Genomic DNA, 12,044 nt, shown 5'->3' on the forward strand with positions numbered 1-12,044 from the left:
GGCGTTTTCCTGACGAGCAATGTTATTCGATTCCTCCATCCGCAAGGAGCTGGCACGCAGCTTTGGCGCCACGCTGATCGTTCTGGTCACCGTCGTCATGACCATGACGCTGATCCGCACACTGGGCATGGCCTCGCGCGGCAGCTTCAATCCGTCGGACGTGATGCTGGTCATGGGCTACACGCTGCTGTCCTTCCTGCCCAACATCATGACCATGGGCCTGTTCGTCGCCATCGTCATGACGCTCTCGCGCCTGTACACCGACAGCGAGATGGTCATCTGGTTCTCCAGCGGCATGGGCCTGTTCAACCTGCTGCGCCCATTGCTGCGTTTTGCCTGGCCCATCCTGCTGGCCATCGCCACCCTGGCCATGTTCGTGCTGCCCTGGTCCAACCAGCAGGTCGAGAAGATGCGCGCCCAGTACGAAAGCCGCGGCGACCTGGAACGTGTGCAGCCCGGCCAGTTCCAGGAATCGGCCGGAGGCACCCGTGTCTTCTTCGTCGAGAAAAGCCTGCTTAACGAGTACAGCGCCAGGAACGTCTTTGTCGCCACCACCGAAAACGGCAAGGAGACGGTGACCTCGGCGCGCAGTGGCTACACCGAACTGATCGGCAACGACCGCTTCCTGGTGCTGGAAAACGGCCAGCGCCTGGAGAGCACCCAGGGCAAGGCCGAGGTGAAGATCGGCGAGTTCGAGCGCTACAAACTGCGTGTGGCGCAAGACCCGCTGGGCGGCAAGATCGATGTCCCGCTGGGCAACATCTCCACGCTGGAGCTGATCCGCCACCCGAACTCCCTGCCCTACCTGGGCGAGATCTCCATGCGCCTGGGTTTCGTACTGGCCGCGCTCAACCTGTCCGTGCTCGCGCTGGCCGCCACGCGCGTCAATCCGCGCGTGGGGCGTTCGGGCAACCTGATGTTCTCGCTGCTGCTGTTCCAGGTCTACCTGAACCTGCTCAGCCTGGGCCAGACCTGGATCGCCTCCGGCAAGATCGGCTTCCTGGCCTACAACCTGCTGCTGCACGGTGGCATGCTCGCCGCCGGCCTTCTCTGGCTGGCCAAGCGTCAGTACAACTGGGGCTGGCGCTTGCGCCTGCCGCTGCGCAAGGCGGCCACCCCATGAAGACCATCCGCCGCCTGATCCACGCCGAGATGTTCACGGCCGTGGTCTTCGTCACGCTGGGCTTCCTGGCGCTCTTCGCCTTCTTCGACTTCGTCGACCAGCTTCCCACCATCGGCCGCCCCGGGCTGGCCGCCGGCTACCAGGTGCCGCAGGCCGCCAGTTACGTGGCCCTGCTGGTGCCCAACCACCTCTACGAGCTGCTGCCCATCACCGTGCTGATCGGCACCATCTACGTCATGACGCGCCTGGCGCAGAGCTCTGAATTCACCATCCTGCGCACCAGCGGGCTGGGGCCCTGGCGCGCGCTGCGCATGCTGCTCGTCGCCGGTTTCACCTTTGCCCTGCTGACCTTCGTCATCGGCGACTACCTTGCCCCCTGGGCCGACCGCACGGCCCAGCTGCTCAAGGCGCGCTACGAAGGCAAGCTCAGCGTGGGCCAGACCGGTGCCTGGTTGCGCGAGCGCGAGCCCTACGCCCAGTTTGCCGTCAATGTCGGCGCACTGAACTCCGACGGCGACATGCGCGACGTGCGCATCTTCGAATTCGACAACCAGAGCGCCCTGGTCTCGATGACACACGCGCCGCTGGCGCGTTTCATGCCCGACGACGCCTGGCAGCTTGAAAATGCCGAGCGCACCGAGTTCAACGCGCCCGGACTGGCCCTCAGCCGGGTCGAACGCACCCGCGTGCCGGTGTTTCGCTGGCCCACCGGCATCTCGGCCGAGATGGTCTCCGCCGCCGTGCTGCGGCCCGAGCGCATGAGCACCATCGACCTCTTCCAGTACATCCGCCACCTCAAGGAGAACGCCCAGACCGCCGAGCGCTACGAGATCGAGTTCTGGAAAAAGGTGTTCTACCCGCTGAGCTGCCTGGTGATGGTCATGCTGGCCCTGCCCTTTGCCTACCTGCACTTCCGCAACGAGGGCATCTCCCTCTATGTCTTCGGCGGCGTGATGGCCGGCATCAGCTTCTTCTTCCTCAACAACGTGTTCGGCTACATCGGCGAGCTGCAGCACTGGATTCCCTGGCTCACGGCCGCCGCCCCCGGCATGATCTACATGCTGATCTCCCTCACCGCCTTCGGCTGGCTGGTGCTCAGAAGGTAACCCCCATGCAAAACCCGGCGCCGTCGCGCGGCCTCATCCTGTTCGCACACGGCTCACGCGACCCCCAGTGGCGCGCCCCCATGGAAGCCGTGGCGGTGCGCGCCGCGGCGCTCGAATCTGCCGCCGTCGTGCGCTGCGCCTACCTGGAGCTCATGGCGCCCGACCTGCCCGCCTGCGCCGCCGAGATGGTGGCCCAGGGCCTCCAGGCCATCACCATCGTGCCCATGTTCCTCGGTGTGGGGCGCCATGCCCGCGAAGACCTGCCGCTGCTGGTGGCCGAACTACGGCGCCTGCACCCGCAGGTGCACTTCGAACTGCGCCCGGCCATCGGCGAGGACGAACGGGTGGTCGACATGCTCGCACGCATCGCACTGGCCGACCGCTGAGCCGCACACGGGCCTGCGGGCCCTACGTACAATCGGCCGGGACTCAAGCGCCGCCCATGACCCGACCACCTCTACGCAACCGCACCGTCTTCCTGCTCGTCCTGGGCGCCTCCCTGGCCGTGGCCCTGCTGCCCGTGATCTGGCCGCAGCTCGACATCGCCGTCGCCGCCTATTTCCTGCAAGATGCGCCGCCGATCAACCCGGCCCAGTGGCTGTGGGTTGAGCTGGTCAACGAATACGTCCCGGACATCTTCCGTGGCTTGGCCCTGCTGAGCCTCGCCGGCTGGATCGTCATCAGCCTGCTGCGGCGCTCGCGCCGCGCCAGCATCGCCCTGGCCTTCGTGGGCATCGCCCTCACGCTGGGCCCCGGCTTCTCCACCTGGGCGGTCAAGGAACACACCCTGCGCGCACGTCCCTTCGATGTGGTCCAGTTCGGTGGCAACCGCGAGTTCACCCCGGCCCTGGTGCAGGCCCAGCAGTGCAGCGACAACTGCGCCTTCACCAGCGGCCATGTGGCCTGCGGCTTCTTTTTCGTCTCGCTCATGCTGCTCGACCCGCGCCGCCGCTGGCGCTGGATCGCCGGCGGCCTGGTCGCCGGCGCGCTGGTGAGCGTGGCGCGCATGTCGGTCGGGGCGCACTGGCTCAGTGACGCGCTCTGGGCCCTGCCCATCACGCTGCTGGCCAGCGGGCTGGTCTGGGTGGTACTGGGCTATTTCTACAAATACGGGCAGCCGCCCGGAAAGGTGTGACGCCATGGCTGCCCTGCCTCCCCTGATCCGCCTGATGCGCCCGCATCAGTGGCTCAAGAACGTCTTCGTCTTCGCCGGCCTGATGTTCAGCCAGGCCTGGAGCAACGGCCCGCTGGTCTCGCGCGTGATCTACGCCTTCCTGGCCTTCTGCTGCTTCTCCAGCCTGGTCTACATCCTCAACGACTGGCGCGACCGCGCCGCCGATGCCCAGCACCCCTCCAAGCGCCTGCGACCGCTGGCCAGCGGTGTCGTCAGCCCGCGCCAGGCGCTGATCCTCGCCGTCTTGCTGCTGCTCACCGGCCTGGGCCTGGCCTGGGGCAGCCGCGCGCTGCTGCTCATCCTGACGCTCTACGTGGCGCTCAACCTGGCCTACAGCTGGCGCCTCAAGCACGTACCGGTGGTGGATGTGTCCATCATCGCCAGCGGCTTCATGCTGCGCCTGCTGGCCGGCACCGTGGCCGTGGGCATCCCGCCTTCACGCTGGCTGCTGCTCACCGGCCTGTTCATCGCGCTCTTCCTGGGTTTCTCCAAGCGCAAGGCCGAGACCTTCCACGAGCCCGAGCAGCAGCGCGCCGTGCTGGAACACTACCCGCCTGCGCTGCTCGACACCTACATCGCCGCCACGATGACCGCCACCGTCATCACCTACGGCCTCTACGCCACCAGCATCGAGGCCATGCAGCAGCACGGCGAGCGCCTGGTCTACACCGTGCCCGTGGTGGTCTTCGGCCTGCTGCGTTACGCCTACCAGGTGCACCGCGGCCGCGGCGAGGACGTCTCGCGCGACCTGCTGCGTGACCCCTGGATCCTGGCTGCCGGCATCGCCTGGCTGGGTCTCTTCCTCGCCACGCGGTTCTGGCGTTAGGGTCCGACAGGCGATCCGATTGAAGCTGCCGTTCAAGTCCCTGCTGCTGATCATCGGTGGCGCCGCCACCGTCTACGCGCTGGTCGTGCTGCTCAGCGGTGACGCCAGCGGCAGCGCCCGGCTCTCCGCGCTGTGGTCGCCGGCCGGCGCGCTGGCGGCGGCCCTGTGCATGCTCAACTACCTGCTGCGCGGCCAGCGCTGGCGCCTGTGGATGGCGCACTACGGCCGCCCGCTGCCGCCACTCCAGGGCCTGCGCCTTTATCTCGCCGGCTACACCTTCACACCCACCCCCGGCAATGTGGGCGAAGCCGCGCGCGGCCTGCTGCTGCGCCAGCCGCTGGGCGCGGCCGACAGCCTGGCCGTGTTCGGCGCCGAGCGCCTGGCCGACCTGCTGGCCCTGCTGCTGCTCACGCTGCCGGGCCTGTGGTGGCTCTCGCAACTGCCCGGCGCAGCGGCCTGGCAGCTGCAGCTCGTGGCCGCCGTGGCCACGGCTGGCCTGCTCGTGCTGATCCTGCTCTTCACGTTCAGGCAGGTCCTGTTCAACCGGCTGCCCTGGTTGCACGCCGCCTGGTCCTGCCTGGCCACGCGCCCCTGGGCCTGGCTGGGCCTCACGCTCCTGGCCTGGGGCGCGCAAGGCCTGGCCACCTGGCTGGTCTGCCGCGAACTCGGGCTGGCCATCGACCCGCTGCTGGCCACCGGCTTCTATGCCCTGGCCATGGTGGGCGGCGCGCTCTCGCTGCTGCCGGCCGGCCTGGGCGGCACCGAAGCCCTGCTCACCGGCCTGCTGGTGCTGCAGGGCAGCGCCTTGGCTACGGCCGTCGCCATCACCGTGCTGGTGCGCCTGCTCACGCTCTGGCTGGCGGTGGCCATCGGCGCGCTGGCCCTCCTATATAGTGCGGCCGTCTCCCGCGATATTTCCCTGCACTGATGTCCTCCTCTTCCACCGACGCCTCCTTCAACCTGCCGCGCTGGCTGCTTGTCACCGCCCTGGCCGCGCTGGCCGTGCGCCTGTGGATTGCCGCCGCCATGCCCATCACGGGCGACGAAGCCTTCTTCTACTGGTGGGGCGTCTACCCCGCCTGGGGCTACTACGACCACCCGCCCATGGTGGGCTGGCTGATCTGGCTCATGCGCACCCTGTTCGGCGAAGCCACCTGGGCCATCCGCCTGCCGGTGGTGCTCCTGCCCCTGGCGCTGGGGGCCATGCTCTGGTGGGCCTTCAAGCCGCTGAACCGCGAGCGCGCCGCCTGGGGCGTGCTGCTGTTCTGGCTGGCGCCGATCAACTGGCTCAACGCGCTGATCACCACCGACACCCCGCTGCTCTTCTGGTCGGTACTGTCGGTGGCCACGCTGCTGCGCGCCGAACGGCGCCCACAGATGGACGGCCGCGCCTGGGGCCTGTACGCCCTCTCGGGCCTCTTCATCGGCTGCGCCTTCCTCTCCAAGTATTTCTCGGTGGTGCTGGGCCTGGCCTACCTGGTCTATTTCGCGGCCTTCCGCCGCGAACGCTGGCCCGCCCTGCTGCTGCTGGTGCTGTGCGCGCTGCCGGGCCCGCTCATCAATCTCCTGTGGAACATGAGCCATGGCTGGTCCAACATCATGTTCAACGCCATCAACCGCAACGAAGACGCCGTCTTCGAGCTGCGCAAGCCGCTGACCTACCTGGGCATGCTGGCCTACCTGCTCACGCCCGCGCTGCTGTGGCTGGGTCTCAAGTACCGCGGCCTGCTCGCGGCCACGGCACGCCAGCTGCCCCTGGTCGGCGTACTCATCGTGGTGCCGCTGCTGTTCTTCGCGCTGCTCTCGCTAAAGAAAGTGGTGGGCCTGCACTGGGTGATGTCCTTCTACCCCTTCGTCTTCGTGCTGCTGGCCTTTGCGCTGCCGCAGGCCGCGCTACGCCGCTGCGCCCTGGGCCTGGCCGCCTTCACCGCCCTGCATGTGCTGCCCCTGGGCGGCATTGCGCTCACCCATGTGGAGCAATGGGAAGGCAAGCCGCGTTATTTCGCCATCGTGCGCGCCTTCAAGACCCCCGAGCTGCTGGCCCAGGTGCGTACACCCGACGCCGTGCTCATGGCCGACGGTTATTCGCCTGCCGCGGTCTACGGCTACGTGAGCGGCCAGTACGTACCCGTCTTCGGCCCCGGCAAGTTCCACGCGCGCCAGGACGACCTGCTGGTCGACTATTCCGTCTACCAGGGCAAGACCATCCGCGTGCTGCTGTCGGACCCGCCGGTGATGGGCGACTTCACCCCGTATTTCGACAGCGTGCAGGCCTACACCGCGGTGCAAAGCGGCATCACCTTCCACTACGTCGAAGGCCGCAACTTCAATTTCGAGGCTTACCGCCAGGGCGTGCTGGCCGAGGTCTTCCGGCGCTACTACAACATTCCCGCCTGGCTGCCCATGACCGGCTGCCCCTACTGCGTGCGCTACTGCGGCCAGGTGTCATGTCCGAAACCGTGAGCGAAGCAAGGCAAGAAACCGTCGTCGCGGCCTTCGACTTCGACGGCACGCTCACCTGGCGCGACACCCTGCTGCCCTTCCTGCACCGCCTGCTGGGCACGCCCACCCTGCTGTGGGTGCTCTTCATCTGCAGTCCCTGGCTGGGCGCCTACGCGCTGCGCCTCACCAGCAACCACCGCGCCAAGGCGGTGCTGCTGCAAGCGGCCCTGGCCGGCCGCACGCAAGCCGAGGTGCAGCGCTGCGCCCAAGCTTTCGTGCGCGAGTATCTACCCCTGCAGTGGCGACCCTGGGCCCTGCGCCAACTGCTGCAACACCAGCAACAAGGCCACCGCTGCATCGTCGTCAGTGCCTCCACCGGCCTCTACATGCATCTCGTGGGCCAGAGCCTGGGCGTGGACGCCGTGCTCTGTACCGAAATGGAAGTGGCGGACGGCCGCTACACCGGCCGCATGGCCACGGCCAACTGCCATGGCGAGGAAAAGGTACACCGGCTGCAAGTCTGGCTGGCGACCGAGTTCGGTGCCACGCAGCCCGTGCTGCACGCCTATGGCGACACCGCGGGCGACCGGCCCATGCTGCGGCTGGCCAGCAAGGCCTGGTATCGGGAAAAGCCCTGGCGGGCCTGATCCACATCAAGCCCGCTTCAGCCACGCTACCTATAATCAAGCGGTGCGAGCCTTGATGAAATTCCAGCTGCTGAACCGGGGTGTGATGGCGGTCCTGATCGGACTGCTGGCCCTGGCGCCGTTCCTGCACGGCCATCTCGGAGCATCCCATGTCTCCGGCTTTCACGTGGATGGAATCCACGCCGTCGCCCACACCGGTGAAGCGGGCACCGCGCAGAGCTTGCGTGCCGTGGACGATGAATCCCCCGCACTGGGCGTGGCGACCTCCCTGCCCAAACCCGACGACGACGGCAACCTGCTCCTGCAGACCGCCTTGCTGCTGGCCGCCGTACTGGGCCTGCTGCCGCGCCTGATCCTCCTGCGCATGCGGCCTTCGGCCGCCGAACCGCGCACCGTCCATGCCTACCATGACGGCTGGCCGCCTCCGGCCCTCGCGCCTCCCCTCCTGACCGCCTGATCCCAGGCAGGCTGCGCCCTGCCCGGCCCACCGCCGTGCTGCGGTGCTCTTCCATTTTTTCGATCCAGGAGGCGGTCATGTCCCGACTGCTCATCGCTTTGCTTCTCACGACCGGCGCGGGCCTTGCGGCCGCCCAGGTCCAGCCCGCTTTCAAGGAACTGCAGGTCGACGCCCGCCAGCAGGCCGCGCTCGGCATCCGCACCGTCGCGGTCAAGCCCGCCACCACCGGGCTCTTGCTGGCCTCGGCCACCGTCACCGTGCCACCCGGCCAGGACGTCACGGTGACCGCCCCCTTTGCCGGCGTGATCACGCGCATCGATGTCGGCCTGGGGGATACGGTGCGCAAGGGCGCACCGTTGCTGACCATCAGCAGCCCCATGCTCGCCGACGCCCGGCGCCAGGCACGCGAGGCCCAGCTCGAAGCCCTGAATGCACAAGCCGCCTGGCAGCGCGACCAGGCCATGTACGACGAAGGCCTGATCCCCGCCGCGCGCCTGCAGCTCAGCCAGAACCGCTACCGCGCCGCCGATGCGGCGCGCCAGGCCCAGGAGGCCATGCTGCGCTCCACCGGCCAGACAGGCGACGCCGGTGACGGCGACTACGCCAGCGGTACGGTGCGCGCGCCACGCCAGGGCAGCGTGATCGAGGCGCTGCCCGGCGTGGGCCAGCGCGTGGAAGCCGGTACCGTGCTGTTCAGGGTCGCCGACCTGCGGCAGCTGCAGCTCGACATCGTGCTCTCCGGCGACAAGGCGGGCCTGCTGCACGTGGGCGACAGCGTCACCGTGCCGGCGCGTGAAGCCCGTGCCACCCTCATCGGTGTCAGCCGCGCCCTGGACGCCTCGAACCAGGCCCGCGCCCGCGCCCGCGTGAGCACCCCCGGTCGCCTGCAGGTCGGCGAAGTCCTGTCCGTGCAGATCCAGCCCACGCGTGACAAGGGCGCCGCTCCCGCCTGGCTGCTGCCCGCACGCGCCATCGTGCTGTATCGCGGACAGTCCTGGGTGCTGCTGGCCTCGCCCCAGGGGTTCATGCCCACCCGCGTCCAGCTGCTGTCGGGCAACGACGAGCTGGCCGTCGTGGAAGGCGAACTCGGTCCGGACCGGCAGGTCGCCCACACCGGCATCGCCTCGCTGCGCGCCCTGATGGAAAAAGGCGAGTGACATGTTCAATGCCCTCATACGCCTGAGCCTGCGGCACCGCGTGCTGGTGCTGCTGCTGGCCGTGGTCCTCATGGCCGTGGGACTGCGCGCCTGGATGCAGCTGCCCATCGACGCCTTTCCCGACATCTCCCCCACGCAGGCCAAGATCATCCTCAAGATCCCCGGCATGACACCCGAGGAAGTGGAGCTGCGGGTCGTCAAGCCCGTCGAGCAGGAACTGCTGAGCATCCCGCGCAAGCGCATGGTGCGCTCCATCTCGAAATACGGCATTGCCGACATCACGCTCGACTTCGACGAGGGTGTCGACATCTACTGGGCCCGCCAGCAGGTGAACGAGCGGCTCACCGGCGTGATGGCCGAACTGCCCGCCGGCGTCAGCGGCGGCCTGGCGCCCATCACCACCCCGCTGAGCGAGCTCTACATGTTCACCGTGGAAGGCGAGGGCTACAGCCTGGCCGAGCGCCGCCGGGTGCTGGACTGGGTGCTGCGCCCCGAGCTGCGCACCATCGCCGGCGTGGCCGAAGTCAACTCGCTGGGCGGCGAAGTCCAGACCTATGAGGTGGTGCCCGACACAGCCCGCATGGCGGCGCTGGGCCTCTCGATGGCCGATCTCCGGTCGGCCCTGGGCAGCAACAACAGCAACGACGGTGCAGGCCGCCTGAAAACAGGCGAAGAGTCCCTGGTGGTGCGCGTCGAGGGCGCGGTCCGCTCGCTGGACGACCTGCGGGCCATCCGGCTGCCGCTGACCCAACGTCAGCAAACGGTGCTGCTCGAAGACGTGGCCACCGTGCGCCTGGGCGCGCTCACGCGCTACGGCGCCGTCACGCAGGACGGGCGCGGCGAAGCCGTCGAAGGCCTAGTGCTGGGCCTGCGCGGTGCCGATGCCCGCAAACTCGTCGACGCCATCGCCCTGAAACTGGAGGAGCTGAAAACGCGCCTGCCCGAAGGCATGAGCATCCGGACCTTCTACAACCGCGGTGAACTGGTCACGCGGGCGGCCGACACCGTGATCAAGGCCCTGGCCGAAGCGGCCGTACTGGTCTGTGTGGTGCTCTACCTCTTCCTGGGCGGCTTGCGTGCCGCGCTGGTCGTGGCCCTGTCCCTGCCGCTGACGCTGCTGACCACCTTCCAGCTCATGCAATTCGCCGGGCTCACGGCCAACCTCATGAGCCTGGGCGGCCTGGCCATCGCCCTGGGCATGCTGGTCGACGCCTCCGTGGTGGTGGTCGAGAACATCGAGAGCTCACCCGGCGCGCCCGGCGAGGCCAGCAGCGAGCGCGTCTTGCACGCCGTGCAGCAGGTCGTCAAGCCGGTGGTGGCCGGCGTGCTCATCATCGGCGTGGTCTTCCTGCCCCTGCTCACGCTCGAAGGGCTGGAAGGCAAGCTCTTCAGCCCCGTGGCCCTCACCATCGTGATGGCGCTGGCCGCCTCGCTGCTCATGGCCCTGACCGTCATCCCGGCGCTGGCCTCCCTGGTGCTGCGCCCCGAAGCAGCCCACGAGTCCGCCCTGATGCGGCGCCTGTCTGCAGGCTATGTGCGCCTGCGCGATGCCGCCTGGCGGCACCCGCGCTGGCTGGCCGGCGTGGCGCTGGGCTCGCTGGTGCTGGCCGCGGTGCTCTACGGCCTGGTCGGCAAGACCTTCATGCCCACACTGGACGAAGGCGATGTGCTGGTCCAGCTGCAGAAGGCGCCGACCATCTCGCTGGAAGCCTCGCTGGAAATGGACATCCGCGTGCAGCAGGCCATCCTGGCGCAGGTGCCCGAGGTGAAATCCATCGTGGCCCGCACCGGCTCGGACGAACTGGGCCTGGACCCCATGGGCCTGAACGAGACCGACACCTTCCTCGTGCTGCGGCCCAAGAGCGAATGGCGCGGCAGCAAGGAGGACATCATCCATGCGCTGCGCGAGGTGCTCGAGGGCTTTCCGGGCCTGGTCTACGGCTTCACCCAGCCCATCGAGATGCGCGTCTCCGAGATGCTCACCGGCACCCGCGGCGACGTGGCCATCAAGCTCTTCGGCAACAACCTGGACGAACTGGTGGCGAACGCGCAGAAAGTCGCGCGCGCCGTGCGCCAGGTGCAGGGTGCGGCCGAGGTCATCGCGCCGCGCGGCGAAGGCATGCAGTACCTCACCGTGGCGCTCAACCGGCACGCCATCGGCCAGGCCGGCCTGAGCGTGGAGAGCGTGCAGCAGGCGCTCAAGCAACAGGTCGAGGGCGAGACCACCGGCCTGGTCAACGAAAACGGCGTGCGCGTGCCGCTGGTGCTGCGCGGCGGCGACACCGTGCGCAACAGCCCTGAAGCCCTGCGTTACCTGCCCCTGCTCGGCGCCGACGGCCGCAGCTGGCGGCTGGGCGCACTGGCCGACATCCGGCAGGTCGACGGCCCCATCCGGGTCGACCACGAGCTGGGCCGGCGCCTGGCCACCATCCAGGTCTCGGTCGAGGGGCGCGACCTGGCCGGCTTCGTGCTGGACGCACAGCAGGCCGTGGGCCAGCTGGACCTGCCGCGCGACATCCAGATCGTCTGGGGCGGCCAGTTCGAGAACCAGCAGCGCGCCGCGGCACGCCTGGGCCTGGTCATCCCCGCCGCCATGGGCATCATCTTCCTGATCCTCACCCTCACCTTCGGCTCGGCGATGCAGGCGACCATCATCTTCCTGAACATCCCGTTTGCGCTGGTGGGTGGCGTGGTGGCGCTGGCCGTCGCCGGCGAATACCTCTCGGTGCCCGCCTCGGTCGGGTTCATCGCGCTGCTGGGCATCGCCGTGCTCAACGGCGTGGTCATGGTCACGCACTTCAACGAACGACTCCACGGTGGCGAAACGATGCATGACGTCGTGCGCCTGGGCGCGGAGCGGCGGCTGCGGCCCGTGCTGATGACCGCCATCATCACCGCGCTGGGCATGATCCCGCTGCTCTTTGCCACCGGCCCCGGTTCGGAAATCCAGAAACCGCTGGCCATCGTGGTCACCGGCGGGCTGGTCAGCGCCACCCTGCTCACCCTGCTGCTGCTGCCCAAGATCTACGAACACCTGGGCGCACCGGACAGCCTCGCCACCGTCACAGCCTGGCTGCGGCGCCAGCTGCCCGGGCGTCGCGCCTGAAGGAGG

The 12,044-nt window shown here is 68.5% G+C and carries 11 protein-coding genes; all 11 read left to right on the plus strand.

The window, feature by feature from the left end:
- The first annotated feature begins 19 nt into the window (after positions 1-19).
- Complete coding sequence (lptF, locus tag AC1RRP_RS14960) at positions 20-1,123, plus strand: LPS export ABC transporter permease LptF (RefSeq protein WP_493037515.1); 1,104 nt, start codon at positions 20-22, stop codon at positions 1,121-1,123.
- Entirely contained in the window at positions 1,120-2,229 is a 1,110-nt protein-coding gene (gene lptG, locus AC1RRP_RS14965) for an LPS export ABC transporter permease LptG (protein ID WP_493037517.1), read from the plus strand. The genes lptF and lptG overlap by 4 nt, the downstream gene beginning before the upstream one ends.
- Before the next feature lie 5 nt (positions 2,230-2,234).
- Positions 2,235-2,615, plus strand: coding sequence for a sirohydrochlorin chelatase (locus tag AC1RRP_RS14970; protein WP_493037519.1), 381 nt, complete (start codon positions 2,235-2,237; stop codon positions 2,613-2,615).
- Positions 2,616-2,671: 56 nt separating this feature from the next.
- Positions 2,672-3,364, plus strand: a complete 693-nt coding sequence (locus tag AC1RRP_RS14975; RefSeq protein ID WP_493037521.1) for a phosphatase PAP2 family protein — start codon at positions 2,672-2,674, stop codon at positions 3,362-3,364.
- A gap of 4 nt (positions 3,365-3,368) precedes the next feature.
- Positions 3,369-4,229: a decaprenyl-phosphate phosphoribosyltransferase gene (locus tag AC1RRP_RS14980; protein ID WP_493037523.1), complete on the plus strand. Its 861-nt coding sequence runs from the start codon at positions 3,369-3,371 to the stop codon at positions 4,227-4,229.
- A 19-nt stretch (positions 4,230-4,248) separates the two neighbouring features.
- Positions 4,249-5,157, plus strand: a complete 909-nt coding sequence (locus AC1RRP_RS14985) for a lysylphosphatidylglycerol synthase transmembrane domain-containing protein (RefSeq protein WP_493037525.1) — start codon at positions 4,249-4,251, stop codon at positions 5,155-5,157.
- Positions 5,157-6,692 carry an ArnT family glycosyltransferase gene (locus tag AC1RRP_RS14990; protein WP_493037527.1) on the plus strand — a complete coding sequence of 512 codons (1,536 nt, stop codon included), beginning with the start codon at positions 5,157-5,159 and terminating at the stop codon, positions 6,690-6,692. The genes AC1RRP_RS14985 and AC1RRP_RS14990 overlap by 1 nt, the downstream gene beginning before the upstream one ends.
- A complete protein-coding gene (locus AC1RRP_RS14995) occupies positions 6,677-7,318 on the plus strand; it encodes an HAD family hydrolase (protein ID WP_493037529.1) in 642 nt (213 codons plus the stop codon). The genes AC1RRP_RS14990 and AC1RRP_RS14995 overlap by 16 nt, the downstream gene beginning before the upstream one ends.
- A 55-nt stretch (positions 7,319-7,373) precedes the next feature.
- The gene (locus AC1RRP_RS15000; RefSeq protein WP_493037531.1) at positions 7,374-7,775 is read left to right on the plus strand and encodes a hypothetical protein; all 402 of its coding nucleotides are present in this window, start codon (positions 7,374-7,376) and stop codon (positions 7,773-7,775) included.
- Between the two features lie 77 nt (positions 7,776-7,852).
- Entirely contained in the window at positions 7,853-8,932 is a 1,080-nt protein-coding gene (locus AC1RRP_RS15005; protein ID WP_493037533.1) for an efflux RND transporter periplasmic adaptor subunit, read from the plus strand.
- 1 nt (position 8,933) lies between these two features.
- Positions 8,934-12,038: an efflux RND transporter permease subunit gene (locus tag AC1RRP_RS15010; protein ID WP_493037535.1), complete on the plus strand. Its 3,105-nt coding sequence runs from the start codon at positions 8,934-8,936 to the stop codon at positions 12,036-12,038.
- The last annotated feature ends 6 nt before the right edge of the window (positions 12,039-12,044 follow it).

The organism is Hylemonella sp. GW821-FHT12C09 (genome assembly GCF_058807395.1).